The organism is Streptomyces sp. NPDC054866, assembly GCF_053610745.1.
Map to the genome: position 1 here is coordinate 413,736 of NZ_JBSGZA010000007.1, position 25,084 is coordinate 438,819.

Here is a 25,084-nt window from a genome sequence, read left to right on the forward strand (position 1 = left end):
GGTTTCACGAGGGTTTCAGCCCCCGTGACTCAGCGCGGTGCCTCAGCTCGGAGCATCAGCCCGCCGGCATCTCCTCGATCCGTTCGCGGTTGAGCAGGTACATGGGCAGGTAGGGCTGCGGCAGGGCGACGGGGAAGCCGTAGTCGTACGCCAGGCTCGCCATCGCCAGCGGTCCCAGCGCCACCCGGGCGCGCGGCGCCGCCGAGTCGCCCCAGTACGTGCCGTGGTGCGCGACAGCTTCGGCCAGGGTCTTGGTGAAGGCGTCGTGGTCGCGTGCGATCAGACGGTGGAAGAGAGCGACGGGCTGGTAGTCGACCAGGTCCGAGAAGTCCTTCGGCGTGTGGGTCAGGGACTCGGGATGAGACGTTTCCATGGTGGCGAGCAGCTTTGCCACGACGTCGTCCATGGGGCGCTCGGACCAGTAGGTCTGCAGGGTGTCGATCCAGTGCAGTACGTACGCGTCGACGGAGTCGTCCTGCCGCAGCACCTCCAGCGGCACCTGACACAGCCGGTCGGCCCTGTCCTTCTGGCGGCACGCGACCGCGATGTAGAAGGCATCGAGCCAGGCGCGGGCGTCCGCGGGCGGCGCGGCCGGGATCGCGGGCAACTGCCGCACGATGTCCTCACCCAGGCGGCACTCCTGGGCCTGCGCACCGGCGAACAGTGCCGAGCCGAGCTGTACGGCGACGGCCCAGGCGTCCCAGGTGTCGATGTGAGCCGCTTTGGGGTCGGCGGCACAGTGGGCATGGGCGAGCGTGAGAGCCGAGGCGAAGGCATCGGCGAGACCGGCAGGGCTCTCGGCAAGACCGGCGGGGTTCTCGGCGAGGCCGGTTATCGCCTCGGCCGTGGCGTGCGTGAGGGCAGCCACGTCGGGCGTCTTGGCGGCGGCGACAGTGTCGAGCCGTCCGGCACGGTCGAGGCGGACCAGGCCCTTCATGCGGGCCAGCAGTTCCGGCGGCGGCTGCAGGGAGAAGGAGCGGGTGTCGTGGTCGATGACCGTGATCGACGTCAGACGGCCCTGGTGCCACCAGTAGACCCGCGGTGACAGCTCGCCCGGCCCGTCCTCGTGGGCCCCGAGACCGTACGCGGCAAGGCCGTTGACCGCGTCGACCACCGAACCGTCGACGATCGGGTGGTAAGCGAGCAGGTGCCGGGTGGGCACGACGAAAAGGGCTCCGGCATCCGGGAGCGACTCGCCGGTGACCTGCCGGACCGCCTCGGACAGGAACAGTGCCTTGCTCGCGATGAAGGGCGATTCGCCGTACAGGGAGTGCAGCAACGCACCTCCCTCAAGGGGCACTTCGTCGTGCTCGACAGGTACGCGCATCAAGTTCGCGTACGCCGCCTGCCCCAACTCCTCGATCCCGGCACGCTCCACGTCGGAGTCGGTGAGGATCCGCACGCTGGTGGGCATGTCGAGGGCGTAGGCGAAGACGAGCCCCTCGGCCACCACGCGCGCGTAGCTCATGGCGCCGGCGATCTCCGGCGTGAGCGAATCCGTGGGCAGCAGCCGCGCATGCACCCCGCGAAGAAGCTCCGCGGGGCTCTCGCCGCCCTTGCTTCCCTCCTCCAAGCGGGCGAAGTGGGCCGCGACCAGCTCGGGCCAGTGCTCCTCCGGAGCCTGACGGCACATCTGCGCCAGGTTGTGAAGGGAGTAGTCGCGCCCTTCCCGCGCGTACGGGGCGGCGAGTGCGCGCAGACGGGCGGACTGGGTGATGGTCAGCATCGGCAGGTCACGGTCGGGAGCGTCCTGCGTGCCAAAAGTGTTGTCTTCGTTCACCGTTGCGACTCTACGAGTTGTGTGCGGGCGGTTCTGACGCCGGGTCGGACGAGGGCGGGCCTGGTCAGCAGCCTGGCTCAGCGGCTCAGGGAGTGTCACCGGACCAGTCCCAGCGGCGCCTCTTGTCGCCGGGGCGCGGGTCGTACATCGCCCGGCCGCCGGCACCGAAGTGCCCGAGCTCCGTGGGCAGGGCGACACCGGTTTCCATCTCGCCCTTGGTCCATCCTGTGATGTCGAGCAGCAGGCCGTCCAGCGGGCCGCCTACCAGCTCGGCGTAGTCCCGCCCCGGCTGCGGGCCCTGCCGGGGGTCGTCATGGTCCTGGCCGTAGATCCGGCCGCGCAGCAACTCCTCATCCCTGTCCATGCCTCCCACCCTCCCAGCCACCACTGACAATCCGGTCCTGCCCGCGAAACAGCGGGCATCCAGAGTGAGCCGTGATCGGCCGGATGCCGACTGTTCACGGGTGGGTGAACGCCAATAGCCTGTGCGACCTTCGCGCTCTGGGGGGTCTCGTGAACGGTCTCCGTGCAGTCGTTGTCTGCCTTGTGCTCGCCTGCGCCGCGGCGGTGTCGCCGACAGCGGTGGTGTCCCCGGCCGCGGCGGCGACGCCGAGCGTGACGCCGGGCTGGTCGGCGCTGCCGGTGCCTGCGGCGGCTCCCCCGGTGACGGTGTCCGATCTCGCCGCCCGGGGGCGGGGGGAGGCGTGGGCGACCGGGTACGAGCACGCCGCCGACGGGATGCGGCCGATGTTGTACCGGTGGGACGGCACGGCGTGGAACCGGGACACCACCTTCCCCGGCGCCGCTGAGCCGGGCTGGCTCGGCAAGGTGCGGTTCGTCGGCGAGGAGGCGTGGATCTTCCACAACCGCGCGGGTGAGGGACAGATCCTGCGCCGGTCGGCGGGAGGGTGGAGTGCCGTCCCGTTGCCGCAGACCTTGTCGGTCTACCAGGACTTCGCCGCGGCACCGGGTGGAGCGTGGGTGGTCGGTGAGGACGACACCGGGGTGAAGGTGTTGCACTACGACGGTTCCCGCTGGACCACACAGTCCACTCCGGACGGCGTGGTGTACGTCATGGGGATCACCGCGCGTACGGCCGACGACGCCTGGGCCTGGGCGGACACCAGCACCGGGACCACCATCCTGCGCTGGGACGGCACGGCGTGGCGGGACGCCAAGGTGTCGCTGCCGCCGAACAGCAACGTGCACACGATCCTGCTCGAACCGTCCGGCCGGGTCACGATCGGCGGCAGCCAGTACACCGACGGCGTGTCCCGCACCTACCTGATGACCTTCAACGGGCAGGCCTGGCGCACCACTTACCCACCGCTGGGCGACACCTACACCGAGGCCATGGTGCGCGGTCCGGACGGCGCACTGTGGCTGCCGGTGCGCAGTGACCGCGCGTTCCAGTCGAAGTACGCGCGGGTCGACGGCAAGCGCACCACCTTCTCCTACGGTCCGCAGCGTACGAACGCGATCGACGTCAAATCGCGTGCGCTGGCGAGGGCCGGGTCCGCACTGCTGTCCTTCGGCACCGTCGAGATCTACGGCTCGAAACCGAACCTGATGAGCGAGCGGCTGGGAGGCTGACCATGGTACGCAGACTGCTCGTCGCGGCCCTCGCCGTCGCCATGACCATCATCACCGTCATGAGCTCGGCCGCGGCGGAAACCCAGTCCTGGCAGCACGTTCCGGTCCCGGCGGAGATACGCCCCCAAGCCGGTCTCAACGAGGCGGTGGCGTTCGGTCCTGACCGGGCGTGGGCAGTGGGCACCGACGCAGTCGGTCGCGAGGCGCCGGGCTACCCGCTGATGCTGCGCTGGGACGGAACCGCGTGGCACCGCCAGAGCCTGTCCGGGATCCGCTGGCAGGGAGAGCTGCTGTCCGTCGCCGCGACCTCGCCGACCGCGGTGTGGGCGGTCGGCCGCGACTCGGCGGGCGGCGCCCGCCTGCTCCGCCACGACGGCAGTGCCTGGTCCGAGAGCCGCCCGCCGCGCGGTGTCGTGCTGACCAAGGTCGTCGCCGGCGGCGGTGAGACCTGGCTGATCGGTTCGCGGGACGGTGCGCAGGTGTTGCTGCGCCGGGACGGGCACGGCTGGCAGGACGTGCCGGCGCCGCCGGGAGCCGTGTACGGCCTGCACATCCTGTCGGCCGACGACGTCTGGGCCGCGGGTGAGACCCACTCAGGTGCGGCCGTGTCGCACTGGGACGGCGATGCGTGGCAGCAGACGATCGTGCACGGATTCCCGCGGTCGGCCGTGGGCAGTGTGCTGGCGGTCTCGCCGACGGAGGTGTGGGCGGGTGGCACGGACGGATTCGTGGGTGGCCCGGTCGGCAAGCCGATTCCGCCCCTGCTGGTCCGCTTCGACGGGCAGAAGTGGAGCCGGGTGACCATGCCCACCGACTTCGGTTCGGTGACCTCACTGACGCCCGGCCCGTCCGGCGGTCTTGGCTGGGTCTCGGTGGCCCGCTCGCAGAAGTACGGCCCGCCGGGCAGCTGGCCGCCGTTTGTCCCCGGGCCGGATTTCCTCGCCTGGAACGGACAGTCGTTCACCGAGTACAGCGAACCGGCGGTGGCAGGGGAGGGCGACTCCCTGCGGCTGCAACTGGCGCCGGTGCCGGGCACGGAGAAGGTGTGGTCGGTCGGCCGCGCCACCGGCCCCGAGAACACCTTCGCCCCGCGCATCCTGCGTTACGGATGAAATCTCACGGCTGAGATCTCGACGACCTACCGTCAACCGCATCAGTCTCTGTTCGCCTCGGGGTACTTCGGGTCACTTCGGAGCACTCCGGGTTACTTCGGGCAGTACTCCGCTTCGATGACGGCCTGGCTGTTCCCCGCCCAGTCGCCGTTGAAGTTGAGGGCGAGCGAGTGCTTGCCGTCCGGCGTGGTCACGGCCTGGGACGCCGAGCCCTGGATGTTGCCGCCATGTCCCCAGAGCGAAAGGCCGCAGGACGGCTCGAACTTCATCAGCCCGAGCCCGTAGCCCGTGATCAGACCGGCCCCGCTAACCGGGACGGTGGTCTTCATTTCCTTGAGCTGCGCCGCGAGCAACAACTTGCCGCCCAGCAGCGCCGAGTAGAAGCGGTTCAGGTCACCGGAACCGGAGATCATCGCGCCCGCCGGGCCCGCGGCCGACGGATTGAGATCGGTTACGTCATGCGTCGGGTCCGTCGGCTTCGGTGCCAGGGAGAGCTTGGAGTAGGCACGGGAACTCGGCTTCGGCACCGACGACGCCGTGCGGGGGACGGAAGTGGCGTACAGGCCGAGCGGCTTGATGATGCGCCGCCCGATCTCGTCCTCGTACGGGTGGCCCGAGACCTTCTCGATGATCATTCCGGCCAGTGTGTAGTTGGTGTTGGAATAGCTCCAGCCCGCGCCCGGCTCGAAGAGCGGTTCGTGACGCATGGCGATGCCCACCAACTGGGCGGGTGTGTAGGTGTCGTAGCGATGTTCCAGGAACTTCTCGGTGAAGCCCCGCTCCAGGAACTCCGGGTCGGCGGTGTAGCCGAAGATCCCGCTGGTGTGGTTGAGCAGCTGCCGGACGGATATCCGACGGCCGTCATGACCGTTGCCCTGAACCACACCGGGCAGCCACTTGTCGACCTTGTCGTCTAGGTCGAGTCTGCCCTCCGCCTCCAACTGGAGCAGCACGGTGGCGACGAAGGTCTTGGTCGCGCTGCCGATCCGGTAGCGGTCGACCGCTGAGCGTGGCGCGCCCGTTCTGAGGTCCCCTACGCCCGACGTGCCTGTCCAGATCGAGTACCGGTCGTCGACCTGCCCAGTGGCCCCGGGCACCCCGGCCTCGACCGCGGCGTCCAACGCCTCCTGGGTCTGCGCGTGTCCCACGCCGACACCGGTGTCGGCGCCGGTGTCGGCCGCAGCGGGTGAGGTGAACGAGGCGGCGGTCACGGCCGCCGCTGCCGCCAGACCCACTGCCCCCATCCGTGCTGTGCGCCCTGTCATCTGCTGCCCCTTTCGGTTGCTGCGATGACCGGAAGCTAGGGCAGACGGCTCGACCGCGGCTTCGTCGTGCTCGACAACGTGGTGCGGGGCACTCATCGGGGGCTACGAAGAGCAGTCGGCCCCTGGCTCACTCCCCACCCGGCAGCGGCAGCGGCAGCTCCGGATGGTGCCGCAGCGCCTCCAGTACGGCGCGGACCGCCGCGCGAGGCGGTGAACCGCGGCGGATCGCCGCCGTGATGGTGCGCGTCACGGGAGAGGCGAGTTCCCTGGTGGCGACGCGATAGCGGCGGTCGACCGCCAGGCCGGGCAACAGCGCGATCGACAACCCTGCCTCGACGTGTTGCAGGGTCATCATGTAGTTGCTGAACCGGCACACCACCCGCGGCTCGAAGCTCGACTGACGGCACAGGCGCAGCGCGAGATTGGCCATGTACGACTGCGGGATGTCGAACGCCCACGACTCGTCCGCGTGCGCCGCCAGGTCCACGGCACCGCGGCCGACCGCGGCCGCCGGATGGTCGGGCGGGACCACCAGCAGGATCGGGTCCGTGGCCAGCGGCACGATGTCGAGGTCCGGTCCGAGCGGCAGTTCGTCGAAGTCCGTGGTCGTGATGATGATGTCCGCGTCGCCGCCCCGCAGCGCGGGCATGCTCGCGTGCGGCTCCAGCTCAAGGAGCTCGACGTCGAGGTGCGGATGTTCGCGCGCCAGGCGGCTCACGGCAGGCACGGCCATGGTGTGGATCGCGCTCTGGAACGCCCCGAGGCGCACAAGCCCGGCCGGTTCCTCGCCGAAGCCGCGCAGCTCTGCCTCCACGCTGTTCATGTGGTCGAGGATCGCCCGCGCCCTGCGGGCGAGGATCAGCCCGGCCGGGGTCAGCCGCACCCGGCGCCCCGTCCGTTCGAGCAGCTGCGTACGCGTCTCGGTCTCGAGCACGGCGAGCTGCTGGGACACGCTCGACGGGCTCAGGTTGGCGGCCTGGGCGACCGCCCTGACGGTGCCGAGCGTGTCGAGCTGGCTCAGGAGCCGCAGCCTCCAGGGGTTCATCACACCCCTCATTGTTGTGCGGTTTTCCCGAACAGGAAAGCCGGAATCGTGAGATGGACGTGTCGCTCAACTGCCGCCTACCGTCGGCGACATGACCGTTTCGACCCCCGCCCTGCCCTCCACCGACGCCTTCTGGGCCGACGCCGAGAGGCATCTCGTGCGCTACGGCGGCGAGTTCACTCGCGAGATCATCGAGCGTGCCGCCGGAAGCTTCCTCTTCACCGCGGACGGCCGGAAGATCCTCGACTTCACCTCCGGCCAGATGAGCGCGATCCTCGGCCACTCGCATCCCGAGATCGTCGCGACCGTGCAGCGGCAGATCGCGTCCCTCGACCACCTCTTCAGCGGCATGCTCAGCCGCCCGGTGGTCGACCTCGCCCGACGCCTCGCCGACACGTTGCCCGCGCCGCTGGAAAAGGCGCTGCTCCTGACGACCGGCGCCGAATCCAACGAGGCCGCCATCCGGATGGCCAAGCTCGTCACCGGCAGGCACGAGATCGTCTCGTTCGCGCGGTCCTGGCACGGCATGACCCAGGCCGCCGCCTCCGCCACCTACAGCGCCGGACGCAAGGGCTACGGTCCGGGTGCGCCCGGCAATTTCGCCATCCCCGTGCCGAACGCGTACCGGCCCGACTTCACCACGGACGACGGCTCCCTGGACTGGCGACGCCAACTGGACTTCGCCTTCGACCTGATAGACGCCCAGTCGACCGGCAGCCTGGCCGCGTGCCTCGTCGAGCCGATTCTCAGCTCGGGCGGCATCATCGAACCACCGGCCGGGTACTTCGCGGCCCTGCGCGCCAAATGCCGTGAACGCGGCATGCTGTTGATCCTCGACGAGGCCCAGACCGGCCTGTGCCGCACCGGGACCTGGTACGCGTTCGAGCGCGACGGCGTCGTGCCCGACATCCTCACGCTGTCCAAGACGCTGGGGGCAGGGCTGCCTCTCGCGGCCGTGGTGACCAGCGCAGAGATCGAGGAGGAGGCGCACGAGCGCGGGTTCCTGTTCTTCACCACGCACGTCGCCGACCCGCTGGTGGCCGCGGTCGGCAACACCGTCCTCGACGTCCTGGTCGGCGACAGGCTCGACGAGCGGGCGCGGTCGCTCGGCGCGTTCCTCCACCGAGGCCTGACGGACATCGCCTCGCGGCACGCCGTCGTCGGCGACATCCGCGGCCGTGGCCTGCTGGCCGGGCTCGAACTCGTCGTCGACCGCGAGACCAAGCAGCACTCGAACGAGCTGGGCGCGCGGGTCACACGGCGCTGCCTCGAACTCGGCCTGCACATGAACATCGTCCAACTACCCGGCATGGGCGGGGTATTGAGGATGGCTCCGCCGCTGACCGCCACCGAGGACGAGCTGTCGCTCGGCCTGACGATGCTGGACCAGGCGATCGGCGAGGCGGGCGCTTCTGTCTGAGGTTCAACACCTCTCTCTGAGGTTCAACGCCTCAGGCTGTCGGCCTTGGTCGCGCGTTGCGCGAAGACGTCATCGCGGCGCTCTTCCATCTGCCGCAGAGCGTCCTTGCGGTCCCGCTTGGACAGCCGGTCGAGATACGTGTGGCCGACGAGGTGATCGGTCTCGTGCTGCAGGCACCGGGCGAAGTAGCCGGTGCCCTCGATGACGACAGGGCTGCCGTCCTTGTGCAGGCCGCGGACGACGGCACGGTCGGTGCGCGGGACCGCCATGGCCGCGCCGGGCACGGACAGGCAGCCCTCGAACTCGTCGACGAGTCGGCGGCTACCAGGATCGGGCAGCTCCAGAACGGGGTTGATGACGTGGCCGACGTGCCGTACCCCGTCGTCGTCCGGGCAGTCGTAGACGAACAGCCGCAGATCGACGTCCACTTGGTTGGCGGCGAGCCCGGCACCGTCGGCCACGTACATCGTCAGGAACATGTCGTCGATGAGCGCCGACAGTTCCGCGGTTCCGAACTCGGTCACCTCCTGGCACGGACGGCTGAGGATCTCCTCCCCCACCACCGTGACCCGGCGCACCGAACCCCGTTCCGCCTCGGGGGGCAGGGCGGGATACGTGTCGACGGGCCGACCTTGCACACGGACGCGCCGGTCCAGACGAACGGACATCGCTGACTCCCCAATCTTTCTGCGGCTTGCCAAGGCCTTTGCAAAGTAGCAGACTTTGCAAAGTGACTGAAGACGACCTCACCCCCTCCCCCGACGCCGCCAACCCCGCCGGCCCCGCCGACGCTCTGCGCGAGCACGAGGTCCGTACGGCCCTGATGGCTCTGCTGGCCGAAGTCGGCACCGTGACAGCGACCGAAGCCGCCGCCCGGCTGGGCTACAGCTCGGGGCTCTGCTCGTTCCACCTCCGGCAGCTCGCACGTCACGGGCACATCGAGGAGGCCCCGCACCACGGGGGGCGCGCACGTCCCTGGCGCCTGAAGCAGGGCGACCCCACCGCCGGTGGACCCTCGGAGGAAGAGTTCGGCGACCTGGCCCGCGGCCTGGAGGACGAGAGCTGGCAGCGATGGCTCGCCCAGCGCGACCGGGCTCCGGCCGAATGGCGCCGCGACGAAGCGTTCAGCGCCATCGCCTATCTGACCCCCGAGGAGATGAGCCGGGTCGCGGACACCGTCCGCCGGGCACTCGCTCCCTACCAGGACCGTGAGCAACGCCCCCTGGCCCGGCCCGACGGAGCCCGCCCGGTAGCCCTCATCAGCCGCCTGTTCCCCTTGCTGGCGCAGCCCGATTCCGGTGCGGACGGGGGAGGCACTCCCCCGGCAGGTACCTAGTTGGTACCTTGGACGTATGCCGTCTCTGAACGTGACCTTCACCGACGAGGAGCTCAAGGGTGTCCGCGCGGCCGCGGCGGCCGAGGGCAAGAGCCTCAAGCAGTACCTTCACGACCTCGGAGTCCGTGAAATGGAGCGCCAGAAATTCGTCGCGGGCGCCTCTGCCTGGGCCGACAGGCTGCGGGCCGAGTTCGATGCGGCCAATCCCGAGGAGATTCCGCCCTCCAAGCGTCACGAGGGGTCCGCGGCCGCCTGATGGTTCTGTACGTAGACGTCTCCTGGCTCCTCGACGTCCAGGAGTTCGCGGTCGCCCCCGAGGACATGACGGTGTCGGACTACTCCGCGCTCGTCGCCGCGGTCGCACGCCACAAGACGAAGCTGCCGACCCTGGAGTCCGCCGACCCGGATGCCGCCTGGCGCGCCGCCGCTCTGCTGCACACCATCGTGCGCCTGGAGCCACTGCCCTACCGCAACAGCCTGTACGCGGCGTTCGTCGCGGCCCAGTACATGGACCAGTCGGGCGAGGGCATCGATCCGCCCTACGGAGCGCTGTCCGACCTCATCCGGAATATCCGCGACAGCCGGATAAGCGTCTACGCCGTCGCCGACCGGATCAGGTCCTGGAAGGTCTGATGTCTGATGTCGATGCCCGATGTCTGATCACAGAGACGCTGCCCCGTCCCGCGGACGGTAGAGCTCCTGGGCGCGGGCCAGGTCGGCAGGCCCGCTCTGGTCCAGATGGTCCACATGGTCCAGATGCAGGAAGAAGTCCACCTGCCAGGCCTGCGCGCTGCCTGCCCGGCGGTTCGTGGTGGTCACCCAGGGCGCGTAGACGCGGAACGCGCGTTTCCCACCCGCCCCGTCCTCCGAGACGACACCGTGCTCGCGGAGCGCGTCCACGGGAAAGACGAACTGCCCGAAGTGGTCATGGTCGCGGGTACTGACGACGAGGAGATCGACGGGGTCCGCCGCGTCGAAGGGCTGGATGGGTCCCTCCTGGGACCGCTTCCAGAAGGTGACGAACTGACCGACCTTGGTGGGAGTCGTCTTCGCTGCGCGGAACCGGACGGAGCGGCCATCAAGTGTGAACTCGTGGGCGGCATACTCGGCCCCCTCGGCTTCGGGCACTGGTTGTGAGCAGGTGAATCCGCACGGGTCGTACACGAGCGCCTTCGCCTCGGAGAGATCTCCGTGAGCCGAGGCGGTGTCGAGCCACGGTCGAAGAGCGGACGAGTACTCGCGGGTCGCTGCCATTGCTCCACTCTTTCATGGCGGCCTCACTGACCTGCGAACACGCTGCTCTTCAGCGACGACAGCAGGTGGGCGGTGTCCTCGTACACCTCCGCCGCTCCGGCCCGGGAAAGGTCGTCCCGGGGGATGCCGCCGCTGAGCACGGCCAGCGGCGTGACGCCCGCGCGTCGTGCGGACTTCATGTCCCAGACCGAGTCGCCGACGAACACGCTGTCCCGCGCCTTCGCGCCGGCCAGGTCGAGCGCATGGGTGACGGGCTCCGCGGCGGGTTTGCCCTCCTCGACGTCGTCGGCGCTGGCCGTCGCGGTGATGACGTCGTCCGCGTCGACGGCGGCACGCAGCGCGTCTAGCTCGGCGCCGCCCGCGGAGGTGGCGAGGACGATGGTCCATCCCTCCCCCGCGAGGGAGCGCAGCAGTTGCCCGGCGCTCTCGAAGGCTTCGAGCCGGTCGAAGTGGGTGCCGTAGAGCGTCTTGTGCGCGGCGCTGATGGCGTCGTCCTGCTCCGGATCGCGGTCGTCGCCGAGGACGTGTTCGATCAGGTCGGTGCCGCCCAGGCCGATCGCGTGGTGCACCGTGCGCATCGGCACCCGGTGCCCTGCCTGCCGGAACGCCTCCCACCAGGCGGTGACGTGCAGGTAGTTGGTGTCGACGAGCGTTCCGTCGACGTCGAACAGGGCAGCACGCTTCACGAGGGCTCCATTCACGATCTCTCTTCACGATCTCGGTTCACGGTCCGTTCACGGTCTTTCGTGGGATTTCACCGTAATCGCCGCACCGGCGGCACGCATGGCGCAAATGTGGCGGTCTGCCATTCCGCTTCGCGGGTACTCGGCGCCTCGCTCTCCCGCTCGTACCCGTCTGTCCGCCCTGGCGCCGAGGAGGCCCGGATGACGTTCCATCCCCGTGAGCAGCGACATGGCCCGCTGGAGCGGCACAGGGGCACGGACCGGTGACGCGGCGGTCCCTGCTCTCCGGTGCGCTGGTCGGCGTCGGGGTTGCGGCGTTCGTCGACGAGATGGTGTTCCATCAGCTGCTGCACTGGCACCACTTCTACGACAAGGCTTCGAGCGAGGCCGGTCTGGTCTCAGACGGGATCTTCCACGCCTTCGGCTGGCTGGCGATGGTGGCGGGCCTGTTCCTGTACGCGGACCTGTGGCGCCGAGGCGCCCGGCACCTCACCGCCTGGTGGTCGGGCCTGTGTCTGGGGCTCGGCGGCTTCCAGCTGTACGACGGCACGTTCCAGCACAAGGCACTGGAGCTGCACCAGATCCGCTACGGCGTGGACCTTGCGCCGTACGACTGGACCTGGAACGTGATCGCCGTACTGTTCCTGCTCGCCGGAGCGCTGCTGTTGGTCCGGGCCCGCCGATGACGGCAGTGGTGCTGCTCGTGGCCGTGGGCTGTCTCGGCTATGTGGCGGCGGCCCGGCAGCTGCGTCGGCGCGGCGACCGCTGGCCGCTCCCGCGTGACGCGGCGGTCTGCGCGGGCGGCACGGCGCTCATCGCCTCGGCCGCCGCTCCGTGGGACCAATGGCCGCCGTTCACGGGGCACATGGCCGCCCATCTGGGCATCGGGATGATCGCGCCGCTGCTGTTCGTCCTTGGACGGCCCGTGACGTTGGCGCTGCGGGCGCTGCCGGTGGGGCCCCGGCGGCGGCTTCTTTCCTGCGTACGTTCCCGGCTCGCGGCCCTGCTCGTGTGGCCGCCGCTGGCCGCGCTCCTGCACATCGCCGGACTGTGGGCGGTGTACCGCACGCCGGTCATGGCCGCCGCGCACCACCGGCCGTGGCTGGACACGCTCGTCAGCGTGCATCTCCTGGCCTCCGGCGCGCTGTTCGCCTTCGCCGTCCTGGCCCTGGACCCGCTGCGCCATCGCGCCGGTTTCGCGCTGCGGGGCGGAGCCCTGCTTGCCGCGTCGGCCGCGCACGGCATCCTGGCCAAGTCGCTCTACGCCGCCGGCCCGCCCGGCACCTCCTTCACCACGAGCGATCTGCACCTGGCGTCGTACGTCATGTACTACGGCGGGGACGTGGTCGGTATCGCGCTGGCCGTGTTCCTGTGCCACCAGTGGTACGCGGCCGAAGGCCGGGCCCTTGTCCGGGCTTCCCGGTCGCGCCCGGCGTCGTCGTAAATGCGTCCGCCCTGTGCCCCTGCCGCGTACCGGAGGCCCCGCGGGGTACCCGGCGTGCACCCCGTCCCCGGAATCCGGAGGCCACATGCTGTCCGAGACCGTCACCGTGCCCAACGGCGAGGGAGCACTCATCGGTGAACTGACCGTGCCGGACACGGTGTTCGGCGTCGCGGTCCTCGCCCGCGTCGGCGGCGGCTCACGGCACAACCCCCGCAGCCGGGCCGTGGCAGGCACACTCCACAACTCCGCACTCGGAACGCTCCTCATCGATTTACTCACTGCCGACGAAGCGGCCACTGTCAGGTCAACTGGCCGACAGCACAACGACGTTGACCTGTTGACGCACCGGCTGACCGCGTCCGTCGACTGGCTCGCACCCCACGTCTCCGATCTGCCGGTCGGCCTGTTCAGCGCGAGCACGGGAGCGGCGGCCGCGCTCGGGGCCGCCGCCGCAAGGCCCGGCCTGGTGGACACGGTGGTCTGCCCCGACGGCCGACCCGACCTCGCCGGAGACGATGTGCTCGGCCATGTGCACGCCCCGGTCCTGCTCCTCGTCGGGGGACGCGACACCGAGGTCCTACGGCGCAACCGCGAAACGGCCAACCGGCTTCGCGTCCTCAGCCGCCTGCGCGTGATCCCCGATGCCACGCATCTCTTCGATGAACCGGGCGCATTGGACGAGGCCGCCTCCGTGGCGGCCCGGTGGTTCGCCGGTATGGGACAGGCGGAGATCTGAGCGTCCCCGACCGTCGCCGACGGAGGAGCACACCACCAACCATGTGACCGGCATCACAGTGCGCCATCCCACGTCCTCAGGTCATCATATGACCCGATCGCCGCACGGATTCAGAGCTGAGCCGCACCCCGGAGCGGCACGGCTCGGCACAGCACAGCGAGACGAGGATGGGCATGAACGACCAGGACAGGTCGGCACGGCCGCGCGTGGGCGTGGTGGGCCTCGGGGCCATGGGGCTCGGCATGGCGCGCAGCCTGCGGGACGCGGGCTTCGATGTGGGTGTCCATGATCTGCGGGCCCACGTGGCCTCGGCCTTCGCCGTGGACGGCGGCACCGCCTACGCATCCGCCGGTGAACTGGCGGCATCCGTCGACGTCCTGGTCGGCGTCGTGGTCAACGCCGCCCAGGTCGAGTCGGTCCTGTTCGGTGACGGTGACGGCAACGGCACCGGTGACGGCGGCGCGGCCGACCGGCTGCACCCGGGCTCCGTCTACGTCATGTGCTCCACCGCCGACCCCACCTGGTCCGCCGACCTCGAACGGCGCCTGGCCGAGCGCGGCGTGCTCTACCTGGACGCCCCCATCTCCGGTGGCGCCGCGCGGGCGGCAAGTGGGCAGCTCACCATGATGACTTCGGGCGCCCCCACCGCGTACGCGATCGCCGACCCGGTGCTCGATGCCATGAGCAGCACGGTGTACCGCCTGGGCGACGAGGCCGGGATCGGTTCCAAGGTCAAGGTCGTCAATCAGCTGCTCGCGGGCGTGCACATCGCCGCGGCGGCGGAGGCGATGGCGCTGGGCATCAAGGCGGGCGTACCCGCCGACGCGCTCTATGAAGTGATCACGCACAGCGCCGGCAACTCGTGGATGTTCGAGAACCGCATGGCGCATGTGCTCGCAGGTGACTACACGCCGCTGTCCGCGGTCGACATCTTCGTCAAGGACCTGGGTCTTGTGCTCGACGCGGCCCGGCCGGAGAAGTTCCCCCTCCCCCTGGCCGCCACCGCCCACCAGATGTTCCTCCAGGCATCGGCCTCCGGTCTGGGCGGCGAGGACGACAGCGCGGTGATCAAGATCTTCCCGGGGATCGAGCTGCCCGGACAGGACACGGGCATCGAGCTGCCCGGACAGGAAGAGGTCTGACGTGGGAATCCGACTCGGTTGCATCGCCGACGACTTCACCGGCGCCACTGATCTGGCCAACAACCTGGTGCGCGCGGGCATGCGCGTGGTCCAGCTGATCGACGTACCGCCCGTCGGGGCCGAACAGCCCGCCGACGTCGACGTCAAGGCCGACGCCGACGCCGTCGTCATCGCGCTCAAGTCGCGGACCACCCCGGCGTCCGAGGCCGTCTCGGCCTCGCTGCGGGCGCTGGAGTGGCTGCGCTCGGCGGGCGCCGAGCAGATCTACTTCAAGTACTGCTCGACCTTCGACTCGACGCGGGCCGGCAACATCGGCCCCGTCACCGAGGCCCTGATGGACGCCATCGGCACCGATTTCACGGTCGCCACCCCGGCGTTCCCCGACAACGGGCGCACCGTGTTCAAGGGGCATCTCTTCGTCGGTGACGTGCTCCTCAGTGAGAGCGGCATGCGGCACCATCCACTCACGCCGATGACGGACTCCAACCTGGTGTCCGTGCTCGGTGCGCAGACCGCGCGTCCGGTCGGTCTCATCGACCACACCGTGGTCGCAGCCGGTGCCGAGGCGATCCGGGAGCGCGTCGACAGGCTGCGCGAGGAAGGTGTCGGCGCCGCGATCGTCGATGCCGTGTCGAACGACGATCTTCTGCGGCTCGGTGCGGCGGTCAAGGGGCTGCCGCTGGTGACCGCAGGGTCGGGTCTGGCGATCGGTCTGCCCGCGAACTGGGGGTTCGAGCCGTCCCCCGCCGCTGCCCAACTGCCGCCGCCCGGCGGCCATCAGGCCATCGTCTCCGGGTCGGTGTCCACCGCCACCAACGGTCAGGTGCGGGAGTTCCTGCGCGGCGGCCGGCCCGCCTTCAGCGTGGATCCGCTGCGGATCGCGGCCGGTGAGGACGTGGCCGCGCAGGCCCTGTCCTTCGCCGCGACGCATCTGCCCGCGGGACCGGTCCTCGTCTACTCCACCGAGGCACCCGAGGCGGTCAAGGACGTCCAGGGCCGCATCGGCGCCGCCGAGGCCGGTGCGCTCGTCGAGCAGACCCTGGCCCGCGTCGCCCAGGGGCTCGTGGAGCTGGGTGTCCGTCAGCTGGTCGTCGCCGGTGGTGAGACCTCGGGCGCGGTCGTCCAGGCGCTCGGCCTGACAGGCCTGCGCATCGGACCGCAGATCGACCCCGGCGTGCCCTGGTGCGCGGCCACCCTGCCCGGCGGGGACCCGCTCCACATCACGCTGAAGTCCGGCAACTTCGGCGGACCCGACTTCTTCACCGCGGCATTCGCCCGGCTCGACGGGGAGATGGCATGACCAAGCCGCCGAGCACTAACACTGGCACTGAAGTCGCCGCGGCGCGCGCCGAGATCGTCCGCGTAGGCACCAGCCTCTTCGCCCGGGGATACGTCCACGCCAGCGCCGGCAACATCAGCGCACGCATCGGCGACTCCCACCTGATCACGCCCACCGACGCCGCCCTGGGTTTCCTGGACCCCGAGCGCCTCGCCCTGGTCGACGCCGGGGGTGAGCAGATCGCGGGCGACCGTGCCAGCAAGACCCTCACCCTGCACCGCCGCATCTGTGCCGTCGACCCCGCGGCACGGTTCGTCATCCACACCCACTCCACGCATCTGGTCGCGCTCACCCTGGCCGGCGTGTGGAGTCAGGACGACGTGCTTCCGCCCCTCACGCCGTACTACGTCATGAAGGTCGGGCACGTCCCGCTCATCCCCTACCACCGGCCGGGCGACCCCCACGTGGCCGACCTGGTGACCGGCCACATCGCTGATCATGCTGCGGGACGCACGCCGATCAGGGCCGTACTGCTCGACCGTCTCGGCCCGGTGGTCTGGGGCCCGGACGCCGCATCCGCTCTCGCCGTACTCGAAGAACTCGAGGAAACGGCGCGCCTCTGGCTCCTGACCGACCGTCGCCCCGAGCCGCTCCCCTCCCCCGCTCTCGACGAACTCAAGGCCGTGTTCGGCGCCTCTTGGTGATCCCACACCGCACCGCGCGCCGAACCGAGCACCGCCCGTCGGAGAATCCCCTGAGCCGCAGTAAGGATTCCGCATGTCCACGTCCACCGCGACGGCCGAGACCCCCGAACTCGCCCGTGAGAACGCCGTGTTCCGCAAGGTCGTTCTCCGCATCGTCCCCTTCCTGATCCTCTGCTACGTCTTCTCCTACCTGGACCGCGTCAACGTCGGCTTCGCCAAGCTGCAGATGTCCGACGACCTGGGCCTGAGCGAAGCGGCGTACGGCCTCGGCGCAGGTCTGTTCTTCATCGGCTACTTCCTCTTCGAGGTCCCCTCGAACCTGATGCTGCAGCGCGTGGGCGCGCGCACCTGGATCGCCCGGATCATGATCACGTGGGGTCTGGTCTCGGGGGCGTTCTCGTTCGTCACGAACGAGACGACGTTCTACGTGCTCCGCTTCCTGCTCGGAGCCGCGGAGGCAGGCTTCTACCCAGGTGTGATCCTCTACTGCACCTACTGGTTCCCCTCCCACCGCCGGGCCCGCGTGATCGCGATGTTCATGTCGGCAATCCCCGTGGCAGGCATCTTCGGCAACCCGCTCTCCGGCTGGATCATGGACACCTTCGACGGGGTCAGCGGATGGCAGGGCTGGCAGTGGATGTTCCTGCTCGAAGCGATTCCGGCGCTCCTGATCGGTGTCGCGACGATGTTCTACCTCGACAACGGGGTGCGCAGCGCCAAGTGGCTCTCCGAGGAGGAGAAGGACATCGTCGAGGCGGCAATCGCCAAGGACACCGCCCACCAGAAGCACGGCCGGGTCTGGGACGGCTTCCGTGACCCCAAGGTGTGGCTGATGTGCCTCATCTACTTCTGCTTCGTGATGGGCCAGTACGCCCTGACCTTCTGGATGCCCACCTTCGTCAAGTCGACCGGCATCGAGGACAACTTCACGATCGGAGTGCTCAGCGCAGTGCCGTTCGTGGCGGCGCTGATCGCGATGAACCTGTTCGGACGCTCCGCGGACAAGCGCCGCGAGCGCCGCTGGCACCTGGTGATTCCCAGCCTCATGGGCGCCGTCGGCTTCTCCCTGGCCGCCGGGTGGAGCGGATCGACCGTGCTGTCCCTGATCGCCCTGTCCTTCGCCGCGGCAGGCGTACTCACCTGCGCCCCGCTGTTCTGGTCGCTGCCCACCGCGTTCCTCGGCGGCACCGCCGCGGCGGCCGGGCTCGCTCTGATCAACTCGGTGGGCAACCTGGCCGGTTTCGTCAGCCCGTACATGATCGGCGGGCTCAAGGACGCCACGGGCTCGACCTCCATCCCGATGTACGTCCTTGCCCTGAGTCTGGTGATCGGCGCGGCCGCCGTGCTGACCACGAAGAAGGATGTCGTCAACCGCTGACCGGGACCGCACCCGGCCACCCTGGCCCCACCACAGGAGCAAGCATGCCGAGGTTCGCCGCGAACCTGTCCATGATGTACACCGAGTACGACTTCCTCGACCGCTTCGCCGCGGCGTCGGCGGACGGCTTCGAAGCCGTCGAGTACCTCTTCCCCTACGCCTACGAACCCGCCGAGCTGCGCCACCGGCTCGACGAGCACGGCCTGCGGCAGGTGCTGTTCAACGCACCGCCCGGCGACTGGGACTCCGGGGAGCGGGGCATCGCCTCGCTCCCCGGCCGCGAGGGCGAGCTCCGCTCCGGGGTCGAGCGGGCCCTGGAGTACGCCGCGGCGCTCGGCTGCGGCCAAGTGCACGTGATGGCCGGTCTCCTGTCGCGGGAGGCGACGGCGACCCAGCGGGCCGCGCACCGCGACACCTACCTGGCGAACCTGGCCTGGGCCGCCGAACGGGCCGCCGCCGTGGACGTCGACCTCCTGATCGAGCCGATCAACGGCCGTGACATGCCGGGCTACTTCCTGCACCGGCAGGCCGAGGCGCATGCTCTCGTACAGGAGGTGGGCGCCTCGAACCTCAAGGTGCAACTCGACCTGTACCACTGCCAGATCGTGGAGGGCGACCTCACCACGACACTGCGCCGCGACCTTCCCACAGGACGCGTCGCCCATCTGCAGATCGCCGGCGTGCCCGACCGCCACGAGCCCGACCGGGGCGAACTCAATGTCCGCCATCTGTTCGACGTCGTCGACGAGTTGGGCTTCGACGGGTGGATCGGCTGCGAGTACACCCCGCGGGCCGGTACGAGCGAGGGGCTCGGCTGGCTCAACAACTACCGCCTGCTCAAGAACGACCGAGGAGAACGCGCATGAGGATCGTCATCACCGGTGGCTTCGGCTTCCTGGGACGGCAGGTGGCCGAAGCGCTGCTGGAGCGGCGCACCCTGTGCGGGGCACCGATCGGCCAACTGGTGCTAGCCGACCGGTTCGTACCGGACCGGGCGACGGTGGCCGCCGACCAGCGGGTGGACATCGTCCAGGGCGACCTGAGCGAGCGCCTCGACGCCATCTTCGCGCGGCCCGTGGACATCCTGATCCACCTGGCATCAGCGGTCTCCGCCGAGTGCGAGGCCGACTTCGACCTCGGCATGAGCGCCAACCTGGACACCACCCGCGCGCTGCTCGACGCCGCCCGCGCGCAGTCGGCCGCGGGCGGACCGGTCCCCCGTGTGGTGTTCTCCAGCAGCGTCGCGGTCTACGGCTCCGACCCCGCGCTGCCGCTGCCGCCCGTGGTCAGCGAGTCGACGCTGCCCACCCCGCAGTCCAGCTACGGGACCCAGAAGCGCGTCTGCGAGCAGCTGGTCGCCGAGTACACGCGGCGGGGCTTCGTCGACGGACGCGTGGCGCGCCTGATGACCGTCGCGGTGCGGCCGGGCAAGCCGAACGCGGCCGCCTCCGGCTTCCTGTCCGGCATCATCCGCGAGCCGCTCGCCGGTCTGCCGGCCATCTGCCCGGTCAGCACGGACCTGCGGGTCGCTCTCGCCTCGCCTCGGCGTACCGTCGAAGGCATCCTCCGCATCGCCGAGGCCGGGCGCGGCAGTGGCCCGGGCGAGCTGGAGGGCGGGCTTCCGGTCAACCTTCCGGCGCTGACGGTGACGGTCTCCGAGATGCTGGACACCCTGCGCCGGGTGGCCGGGGACGCCGTCGCCGACCGGGTGACGGTCGCGCCGGACCCCGCCGTCGAGGCCATCGTCGGCTCGTGGCCCGCCGCCTTCGACAACGCGCGCGCCACGGCGCTCGGCCTGCGGCCCGACGAGAGCTTCGAGTCGGTCGTCCGGGCGTACGTCGCGGACCACCCCGAAGCCGTCACCGCCGCGGACCTGCCCGCGCCCGGGGCGATCAGGCCCTGACGGATAGACTGACGAGCATGTTCTCCAAGGTGAGTGGCCCCATTCGGCTCGCGGACCGGGTCGCCGCGATCCTCTCGGAGGAGATCGAGTCGGGCCGTCTGGCCGAGGGCGACAAGCTGCCGACCGAGGTCGAGTTGGTCAAGCAGCTCGGCGTCAGCCGCACCGTGATCCGCGAGGCCGTCTCCCGGCTGCGCAACGCGGGCCTCGTGGAACCGCGCCAGGGCCGGGGCGTGTTCGTCATGCCCCGGCGCACCAGGCCGCTCGACCTGGAGGCCGAGGCCACCGGCACCAAGTCCAAGGTGCTGCAGATCGTGGAGGTCCGCCGTGCCATGGAGGGCGAGGCGGCTTCGCTGGCCGCCTCCCGGGCCACGCCGGACGACGTCGCCCGGATGCGGCAGTCGCTGGCCGCGATCGACAAGGCGGTGGCGGCCGGCGGCGACGGGGTGGACGAGGACCTGGCGTTCCACCAGTCGATCGCCGAGTCGACGGGGAACCCGGTGATGGTCTCGACCGTGCGGTACTTGGGCGAGGTCATGCGCGGCGGCATCCGCGTCACGCGGGCCAACGAGGCGCGGCGCGACGACTTCATCGAGGCCGTGCGGGTCGAGCATCACGCGATCCTGGCGGCCGTGGAGTCGGGTGACGCGGAGGCGGCCCGCAGCGCCGTACGCCGTCACATGAAGCACGCGGCGTCCCGGCTCCAGGACGCGGACGAGGGTTTCTGGACGGAGACGGACGAGCTCGAGGTGGACCTGGACCGCCCCTGACCCGCTCCGTCACCCGGCCGGGGGACGGGAGAGGATTACCAGGGACCGCGGTTCCACGCTCAGGGTCGTATCGGCCTTGTGCTCCGTCTCGTCCGGCGGACCACCGGCTTCGTATGTGTCGAGCAGGGTCGTCCAGCACGATCCGTACGTGACGTCGGGAAGACGGAACTCCATAGGCTCCCAGTAGCAGTTGAACAGTACGAGGAAGGAATCGTCGACGACGGTCCGGCCGACGCGGTCAGGTTCCGCGATCGCGTCGCCGTTGAGGAAGACGGCCACCGCGTGCGCGTCGGGCCGGTCCCAGTCCGCCGTCGTCATCTCCGCGGCGTCCGGGCGCAACCAGACCAGGTCCGGCAGCCGCTGCCCCTGGTGCGTGACGGTGTCGCCGCGGAAGAAGCGGCGGCGGCGCAGGATGGGGTGTTCGGTGCGCAGCGCCACCACCCGGCGGGTGAAGTCGAGGAGGTCCTCGCGTTCCTCGTCGAGGTCCCAGTCGATCCACGTCGTCTCGTTGTCCTGGCAGTACGCGTTGTTGTTGCCGCGCTGGGTGCGGCCGAGCTCGTCCCCGTGGCCGAGCATCGGAATGCCCTGGGACAGCATCAGCGTCGCCAGGAAGTTGCGCTGCTGCCGGGCCCGCAGGGCGCGTACCTCAGGGTTGCGCGTGGGGCCTTCCGTGCCGCAGTTCCAGGAGCGGTTGTTGCTCTCGCCGTCCCGGTTTCCCTCGCCGTTGGCCTCGTTGTGCTTGCTGTCGTACGAGACCAGGTCGCGCAGGGTGAATCCGTCGTGGGCGGTGATGAAGTTGACGCTGGCGCGCGGGCGGCGCCGGTCGCGCTGATAGAGGTCGGCGGATCCCGTGAGGCGTGAGGCGAACTCGGCGAGCGTGTGGTCGCCCCCGCGCCAGAAGTCCCTGACGCAGTCACGGTACTTCCCGTTCCACTCGGACCACAGCGGCGGGAAGTTGCCCACCTGGTAGCCGCCGTCACCGAGGTCCCACGGTTCGGCGATCAGCTTGACGCGGCTGATCACGGGGTCCTGCTGGATGAGGTCGAAGAAGGCGGAGAGCCGGTCCACCTCGTGGAACTGCCGGGCGAGGGTGGCTGCCAGGTCGAAGCGGAATCCGTCGACGTGGCACTCGGTGACCCAGTAGCGCAGTGAATCCATGAGCAGCTGAAGGACGTTGGGGTGGCGCATCAGCAGGCTGTTGCCGGTCCCCGTGGTGTCGTAGTAGCGGCTGAAGTCGTCGTCGGACAGCCGGTAGTAGGACGCGTTGTCGATGCCGCGGAAGGAGAGGGTGGGGCCCTTCTCGTTGCCCTCCGCTGTGTGGTTGTAGACCACGTCGAGGATCACTTCGAGGCCTGCCGCGTGCAGGGCCTGCACCATGGACTTGAACTCGGTGACCTGCTGCCCGAGCGTTCCGTGGGCCGCGTAGGTGTGATGCGGCGCGAAGAATCCGATCGTGTTGTAGCCCCAGTAGTTGGACAGGCCCTTGTCGAGCAGGAATCCGTCCTGGACGTACTGGTGCACCGGCATCAGTTCGACCGCGGTGACCCCCAGGGAGGTCAGGTGGTCGATGACGGCCGGTGCGGCCAGGCCCGCGTAGGTGCCGCGGAGTTCTTCGGGGACGCCGGGGTGGGTGCGGCTCAGTCCGCGTACGTGCGTCTCGTAGATGACCGAGTCGGCGTAGGCGTGCGAGGGCGGGTTGTCTCCGCTCCAGTCGAAGGCCGGATCGATGACGACACCGCACAGGGCGTCCGGTCCGGCACCGGCGTGGGACGCCCCGCGACCGGATGCCCCCTTGGCCGGTCCGTCATCACGGAGGTCGTGGATCGCCCTGGCGTAGGGATCGAGCAGGAACTTGTCCGGGTCGCAGCGATGACCGGCGGCGGGCATCCACGGGCCGTGCACCCGATAGCCGTAGCGCTGTCCCGGCCCGATGTCCGGCACGTATCCGTGCCATACCGAGCCGTCCGCCTCCGCCAGCGTCACGCTCCGCTCGGTACCGTCCGCGTCCAGCAGGACGAGGTCGACCTGCTCGGCCACCTCGCTGAACAGGGCGAAGTTCGTCCCGTCGCCGTCGTACGTGGCACCCAGCGGGAAGGGTCGGCCGGTCCACACGTGCACAAGGTCTCCCGTCGTCGTCCCCTGGGTTCGACCATCGGGCATGCGGCGGGTGCGCGCCCTTCCGGGAGCGCACCCGCCGTCGCGGTCCGGTCAGGCGGGGCCGGCGACCTCGATGGGCGTCGTACGCTCCGGCGCGCCCACGGCGACCGGCTGCGGAACGGCGCGGGGCAGGGGCCGCGCCTCGATCGTGATGGGGGCCGGGCTCTTGGGAACGAGCGGTTCGCGAAGCTCCGTACGGCTGCGCAGCGAGAACCACACGATGTGCTGGTCGTCGGCGGTGCAGCTGCCCCACCCGTCACTGAGCGCCGCGATCTCGGCCAGGGAGTGCGGCTCGACGCGATGCTCCCCGTCGGTGTCCGGATCGTCGTGCGAGACCGCGGTGATCAGGTGCTGTCCGGTCCACCAGGTCTCGATCGCGGTCCGTGCCGCGGAGGTGTTCCGTGCCGCCGGCTCCAGCAGGAGACCGACCCCACGCGACACGTCCGGTACGAGCTGTTCGAGCCCCCAGTACCTCAGATGGGCGGCCAGGATGCGTCGGATCTGACCGACGCGCTCAGGCACCAGATCAACGTCGAGGTGGTAGTAGCGGGGCACTGCGTGGTGGTTCATCGTTCTTGCTCCTCACCGCGGAGCTCGCGCTCCGACGCTTCGATCGGAGCTGTGATGCGCACAGAGCGTGAGCAGTGTTCGCTTGAGAGTCAGCAACCACCTTCACCCGCCTACTCCATTCGTGCAACACGAGAGTGATCGGCCGAGCGCTCTGCGTTCAACAGGACGGCGCGCGCTTCACCTCGCACCATTAGGGAGGGAGCAAACCCGCTGTGACGGCTCGCTCCCCCTCCGTGAACGGTCCGCGAGCCCGCCTGGACTCGCCGTCGCGGAGGTCCAGGAGGTCGAGCGCGATGCGGACGGAGCGCGTCACAGAAGACGTCGATCTGCAACTGGTGAGGTACCGCGCATGGCAGCGCCGCTTCCTCGCCTCCCCCGGCGACCCCGCGGTGCGCGCGCGGTTCGAGGACGCCGTGGCCGCGCTGTGCGCGGTGACGAGCCGACGCTGCGGACGGGAGGCGGCCGAGGCCGCGGAACGCCCGCCGGATCCCCGGCCGCGGAGCCGCACGGCCCCGCCCGGGGAGTGACGGACGCGGGAGACGAAGCCGCACGGAACGAAGCCGCAAGGAACGAAGGCTCAAGGAACGCAGCCGAGACGAACAACGCACGGGACGACCCCGGAGGTGGACAGCATGTCGGTGGACCCCAGCCACGTCCGCATCCCCATCGAGGATGTGCGGCCGTGTGTCCATGGCGGCCTGCGCCCGGCGAAGGCGGTCGTCGGCGAAGCCGTCGAGGTCTCGGCCCTCGTGTTCGCCGAAGGCTCCGTCGTGATCGGCGCCGAGGCGGTCCTGTACGCGCCCGACGGCCTCACCGTCCGGCGCCGGGCCATGCGGGAGCTGGAGCCGGGGACGGACCGCTGGGGCACCGACGTCACGCCGGACGCGATCGGCCACTGGTCCTTCACCGTCGCGGCGTGGACCGACCCCATGGCCGCCTGGCAGCGTGACGCGGTGATCAAGGTGCACGCGGACGTGGACACCGGGGTCACCCTGGAGGACGGGGTCGAGCTCTTCGAGCGGGCCCTCGACCAGGCACCCGACGACGCGGCACGCTCGACCCTGCGGGCGGCGCTCGGTCTGCTGCGCGACGACACCCGCACCCCGCTGGACCGTCTTGCGGCGGCCACGGCACCGGAGGTGCGCGCGCTCCTTTCGGCCCACCCCTTGCGCGAACGCCTCACCGAGAGCGCACCGTTGCCGCTGGTAGTGGAGCGGGAGCGGGCGCTGTTCGGGTCCTGGTACGAGTTCTTCCCGCGCTCGGAAGGCGCCGTCGTGCGCGAGGGGAAGCCCCCGAAGTCGGGCACGTTCCGCACCGCAGCCGAGCGGCTTCCGGCGATCGCCGCGATGGGCTTCGACGTCGTCTACCTGCCGCCCATCCACCCCATCGGGACCACTTTCCGCAAAGGGCCGAACAACTCGCTGTCCCCCGGCCCGCACGACGTGGGCGTGCCCTGGGCGATCGGCTCCCCCGAGGGCGGCCACGACGCCATCCACCCCGACCTGGGCACCCTGGA

Annotated in this window: 27 protein-coding genes; 18 read left to right on the forward strand and 9 right to left on the reverse strand. The window is 70.1% G+C overall.

Annotated elements, in window-relative coordinates; translation table 11 throughout:
- Positions 1-55 precede the first annotated feature (55 nt).
- Positions 56-1,780 (reverse strand): immunity 49 family protein, encoded by a 1,725-nt coding sequence (locus tag ACWGI2_RS33015; RefSeq protein WP_453699401.1) that lies wholly within the window; start codon positions 1,778-1,780, stop codon positions 56-58.
- A gap of 85 nt (positions 1,781-1,865) precedes the next feature.
- The gene (locus ACWGI2_RS33020) at positions 1,866-2,144 is read right to left on the reverse strand and encodes a hypothetical protein (protein WP_453398681.1); all 279 of its coding nucleotides are present in this window, start codon (positions 2,142-2,144) and stop codon (positions 1,866-1,868) included.
- 149 nt (positions 2,145-2,293) lie between these two features.
- Between ACWGI2_RS33020 and ACWGI2_RS33025 the strand changes: the two genes are divergently transcribed.
- Both ACWGI2_RS33025 and ACWGI2_RS33030 read left to right on the forward strand, forming a co-directional pair.
- Positions 2,294-3,373: a hypothetical protein gene (locus ACWGI2_RS33025; protein WP_453699402.1), complete on the forward strand. Its 1,080-nt coding sequence runs from the start codon at positions 2,294-2,296 to the stop codon at positions 3,371-3,373.
- A gap of 2 nt (positions 3,374-3,375) precedes the next feature.
- Positions 3,376-4,485 carry a hypothetical protein gene (locus ACWGI2_RS33030; protein WP_453699404.1) on the forward strand — a complete coding sequence of 370 codons (1,110 nt, stop codon included), beginning with the start codon at positions 3,376-3,378 and terminating at the stop codon, positions 4,483-4,485.
- A 92-nt stretch (positions 4,486-4,577) separates the two neighbouring features.
- Here ACWGI2_RS33030 and ACWGI2_RS33035 read toward each other — a convergent pair whose 3' ends face one another.
- Together ACWGI2_RS33035 and ACWGI2_RS33040 are read right to left on the reverse strand one after the other, a co-directional pair.
- On the reverse strand, positions 4,578-5,750 hold the full coding sequence (locus ACWGI2_RS33035; protein WP_453699405.1) for a serine hydrolase domain-containing protein: 1,173 nt from the start codon (positions 5,748-5,750) through the stop codon (positions 4,578-4,580).
- Between the two features lie 127 nt (positions 5,751-5,877).
- A complete protein-coding gene (locus ACWGI2_RS33040) occupies positions 5,878-6,795 on the reverse strand; it encodes a LysR family transcriptional regulator (protein ID WP_453699407.1) in 918 nt (305 codons plus the stop codon).
- Between the two features lie 91 nt (positions 6,796-6,886).
- Between ACWGI2_RS33040 and ACWGI2_RS33045 the strand changes: the two genes are divergently transcribed.
- Complete coding sequence (locus tag ACWGI2_RS33045) at positions 6,887-8,215, forward strand: aspartate aminotransferase family protein (protein ID WP_453699408.1); 1,329 nt, start codon at positions 6,887-6,889, stop codon at positions 8,213-8,215.
- Positions 8,216-8,238: 23 nt separating this feature from the next.
- On the opposite strand, the gene def is transcribed toward ACWGI2_RS33045, so the two are convergent.
- Complete coding sequence (gene def / locus ACWGI2_RS33050; protein WP_453699410.1) at positions 8,239-8,883, reverse strand: peptide deformylase; 645 nt, start codon at positions 8,881-8,883, stop codon at positions 8,239-8,241.
- A gap of 62 nt (positions 8,884-8,945) precedes the next feature.
- Here def and ACWGI2_RS33055 point away from each other — a divergent pair, with 62 nt between their 5' ends.
- The 3 genes from ACWGI2_RS33055 to ACWGI2_RS33065 are packed head-to-tail and all read left to right on the forward strand — an operon-like array spanning position 8,946 to position 10,184.
- Positions 8,946-9,551, forward strand: coding sequence for a winged helix-turn-helix domain-containing protein (locus tag ACWGI2_RS33055; RefSeq protein ID WP_453398688.1), 606 nt, complete (start codon positions 8,946-8,948; stop codon positions 9,549-9,551).
- A 16-nt stretch (positions 9,552-9,567) separates the two neighbouring features.
- Positions 9,568-9,807: a hypothetical protein gene (locus ACWGI2_RS33060; RefSeq protein WP_453398689.1), complete on the forward strand. Its 240-nt coding sequence runs from the start codon at positions 9,568-9,570 to the stop codon at positions 9,805-9,807.
- Positions 9,807-10,184 (forward strand): toxin Doc, encoded by a 378-nt coding sequence (locus ACWGI2_RS33065; protein ID WP_453398690.1) that lies wholly within the window; start codon positions 9,807-9,809, stop codon positions 10,182-10,184. Before ACWGI2_RS33060 ends, ACWGI2_RS33065 begins: the two co-directional genes overlap by 1 nt.
- A 27-nt stretch (positions 10,185-10,211) precedes the next feature.
- On the opposite strand, the gene ACWGI2_RS33070 is transcribed toward ACWGI2_RS33065, so the two are convergent.
- The gene (locus ACWGI2_RS33070) at positions 10,212-10,805 is read right to left on the reverse strand and encodes a MepB family protein (RefSeq protein ID WP_453699412.1); all 594 of its coding nucleotides are present in this window, start codon (positions 10,803-10,805) and stop codon (positions 10,212-10,214) included.
- Between the two features lie 23 nt (positions 10,806-10,828).
- Positions 10,829-11,491, reverse strand: coding sequence for an HAD family hydrolase (locus ACWGI2_RS33075; RefSeq protein WP_453699413.1), 663 nt, complete (start codon positions 11,489-11,491; stop codon positions 10,829-10,831).
- A 260-nt stretch (positions 11,492-11,751) separates the two neighbouring features.
- Between ACWGI2_RS33075 and ACWGI2_RS33080 the strand changes: the two genes are divergently transcribed.
- The 10 genes from ACWGI2_RS33080 to ACWGI2_RS33125 all read left to right on the forward strand — a co-directional run bounded on the left by ACWGI2_RS33080 (position 11,752) and on the right by ACWGI2_RS33125 (position 20,841).
- Complete coding sequence (locus ACWGI2_RS33080) at positions 11,752-12,174, forward strand: DUF2243 domain-containing protein (protein ID WP_453398693.1); 423 nt, start codon at positions 11,752-11,754, stop codon at positions 12,172-12,174.
- Positions 12,171-12,932 (forward strand): cytochrome c oxidase assembly protein, encoded by a 762-nt coding sequence (locus ACWGI2_RS33085; protein WP_453699415.1) that lies wholly within the window; start codon positions 12,171-12,173, stop codon positions 12,930-12,932. The genes ACWGI2_RS33080 and ACWGI2_RS33085 overlap by 4 nt, the downstream gene beginning before the upstream one ends.
- An 85-nt stretch (positions 12,933-13,017) precedes the next feature.
- Positions 13,018-13,668, forward strand: coding sequence for a hydrolase (locus ACWGI2_RS33090; RefSeq protein ID WP_453699416.1), 651 nt, complete (start codon positions 13,018-13,020; stop codon positions 13,666-13,668).
- A 173-nt stretch (positions 13,669-13,841) separates the two neighbouring features.
- Positions 13,842-14,810, forward strand: coding sequence for an L-threonate dehydrogenase (gene ltnD / locus ACWGI2_RS33095; protein ID WP_453699417.1), 969 nt, complete (start codon positions 13,842-13,844; stop codon positions 14,808-14,810).
- Between the two features lies 1 nt (position 14,811).
- Positions 14,812-16,110, forward strand: coding sequence for a 3-oxo-tetronate kinase (gene otnK / locus ACWGI2_RS33100; RefSeq protein ID WP_453699418.1), 1,299 nt, complete (start codon positions 14,812-14,814; stop codon positions 16,108-16,110).
- Positions 16,107-16,793, forward strand: coding sequence for a class II aldolase/adducin family protein (locus ACWGI2_RS33105; RefSeq protein ID WP_453699419.1), 687 nt, complete (start codon positions 16,107-16,109; stop codon positions 16,791-16,793). Before otnK ends, ACWGI2_RS33105 begins: the two co-directional genes overlap by 4 nt.
- Before the next feature lie 73 nt (positions 16,794-16,866).
- The gene (locus ACWGI2_RS33110; protein WP_453699420.1) at positions 16,867-18,171 is read left to right on the forward strand and encodes an MFS transporter; all 1,305 of its coding nucleotides are present in this window, start codon (positions 16,867-16,869) and stop codon (positions 18,169-18,171) included.
- 44 nt (positions 18,172-18,215) lie between these two features.
- A complete protein-coding gene (otnI, locus tag ACWGI2_RS33115; protein ID WP_453699422.1) occupies positions 18,216-19,037 on the forward strand; it encodes a 2-oxo-tetronate isomerase in 822 nt (273 codons plus the stop codon).
- Positions 19,034-20,074 carry a D-erythronate dehydrogenase gene (gene denD, locus ACWGI2_RS33120; protein WP_453699424.1) on the forward strand — a complete coding sequence of 347 codons (1,041 nt, stop codon included), beginning with the start codon at positions 19,034-19,036 and terminating at the stop codon, positions 20,072-20,074. The genes otnI and denD overlap by 4 nt, the downstream gene beginning before the upstream one ends.
- A 17-nt stretch (positions 20,075-20,091) precedes the next feature.
- Positions 20,092-20,841, forward strand: coding sequence for a FadR/GntR family transcriptional regulator (locus ACWGI2_RS33125; RefSeq protein ID WP_453699426.1), 750 nt, complete (start codon positions 20,092-20,094; stop codon positions 20,839-20,841).
- A gap of 9 nt (positions 20,842-20,850) precedes the next feature.
- Here the strand turns inward: ACWGI2_RS33125 and glgX are convergent, their stop codons facing one another.
- Entirely contained in the window at positions 20,851-23,001 is a 2,151-nt protein-coding gene (glgX, locus tag ACWGI2_RS33130; protein ID WP_453699428.1) for a glycogen debranching protein GlgX, read from the reverse strand.
- 48 nt (positions 23,002-23,049) lie between these two features.
- Positions 23,050-23,568 (reverse strand): pep a2, encoded by a 519-nt coding sequence (locus ACWGI2_RS33135; protein ID WP_453699429.1) that lies wholly within the window; start codon positions 23,566-23,568, stop codon positions 23,050-23,052.
- Positions 23,569-23,861: 293 nt separating this feature from the next.
- Here ACWGI2_RS33135 and ACWGI2_RS33140 point away from each other — a divergent pair, with 293 nt between their 5' ends.
- Positions 23,862-24,095, forward strand: coding sequence for a DUF5133 domain-containing protein (locus ACWGI2_RS33140; RefSeq protein WP_453398705.1), 234 nt, complete (start codon positions 23,862-23,864; stop codon positions 24,093-24,095).
- Positions 24,096-24,200: 105 nt separating this feature from the next.
- On the forward strand, positions 24,201-25,084 hold an 884-nt coding region (locus tag ACWGI2_RS33145), incomplete at its 3' end, for a maltotransferase domain-containing protein (protein ID WP_453699431.1).

Coding starts and splice junctions, on each gene's coding strand:
- glgX (WP_453699428.1), bottom strand. CDS start 23,001: ATGCCCGATGGTCGAACCCAGGGGACGACGACGGGAGACCTTGTGCAC.
- ACWGI2_RS33070 (WP_453699412.1), bottom strand. CDS start 10,805: ATGGCAGCGACCCGCGAGTACTCGTCCGCTCTTCGACCGTGGCTCGAC.
- ACWGI2_RS33020 (WP_453398681.1), bottom strand. CDS start 2,144: ATGGACAGGGATGAGGAGTTGCTGCGCGGCCGGATCTACGGCCAGGAC.
- ACWGI2_RS33140 (WP_453398705.1), top strand. CDS start 23,862: ATGCGGACGGAGCGCGTCACAGAAGACGTCGATCTGCAACTGGTGAGG.
- ACWGI2_RS33085 (WP_453699415.1), top strand. CDS start 12,171: ATGACGGCAGTGGTGCTGCTCGTGGCCGTGGGCTGTCTCGGCTATGTG.
- def (WP_453699410.1), bottom strand. CDS start 8,883: ATGTCCGTTCGTCTGGACCGGCGCGTCCGTGTGCAAGGTCGGCCCGTC.
- otnI (WP_453699422.1), top strand. CDS start 18,216: ATGCCGAGGTTCGCCGCGAACCTGTCCATGATGTACACCGAGTACGAC.
- ACWGI2_RS33035 (WP_453699405.1), bottom strand. CDS start 5,750: ATGACAGGGCGCACAGCACGGATGGGGGCAGTGGGTCTGGCGGCAGCG.
- ACWGI2_RS33090 (WP_453699416.1), top strand. CDS start 13,018: ATGCTGTCCGAGACCGTCACCGTGCCCAACGGCGAGGGAGCACTCATC.
- ltnD (WP_453699417.1), top strand. CDS start 13,842: ATGAACGACCAGGACAGGTCGGCACGGCCGCGCGTGGGCGTGGTGGGC.
- ACWGI2_RS33030 (WP_453699404.1), top strand. CDS start 3,376: ATGGTACGCAGACTGCTCGTCGCGGCCCTCGCCGTCGCCATGACCATC.
- ACWGI2_RS33105 (WP_453699419.1), top strand. CDS start 16,107: ATGACCAAGCCGCCGAGCACTAACACTGGCACTGAAGTCGCCGCGGCG.
- ACWGI2_RS33110 (WP_453699420.1), top strand. CDS start 16,867: ATGTCCACGTCCACCGCGACGGCCGAGACCCCCGAACTCGCCCGTGAG.
- ACWGI2_RS33040 (WP_453699407.1), bottom strand. CDS start 6,795: ATGAACCCCTGGAGGCTGCGGCTCCTGAGCCAGCTCGACACGCTCGGC.
- ACWGI2_RS33045 (WP_453699408.1), top strand. CDS start 6,887: ATGACCGTTTCGACCCCCGCCCTGCCCTCCACCGACGCCTTCTGGGCC.
- ACWGI2_RS33125 (WP_453699426.1), top strand. CDS start 20,092: ATGTTCTCCAAGGTGAGTGGCCCCATTCGGCTCGCGGACCGGGTCGCC.
- ACWGI2_RS33060 (WP_453398689.1), top strand. CDS start 9,568: ATGCCGTCTCTGAACGTGACCTTCACCGACGAGGAGCTCAAGGGTGTC.
- ACWGI2_RS33065 (WP_453398690.1), top strand. CDS start 9,807: ATGGTTCTGTACGTAGACGTCTCCTGGCTCCTCGACGTCCAGGAGTTC.
- denD (WP_453699424.1), top strand. CDS start 19,034: ATGAGGATCGTCATCACCGGTGGCTTCGGCTTCCTGGGACGGCAGGTG.
- ACWGI2_RS33135 (WP_453699429.1), bottom strand. CDS start 23,568: ATGAACCACCACGCAGTGCCCCGCTACTACCACCTCGACGTTGATCTG.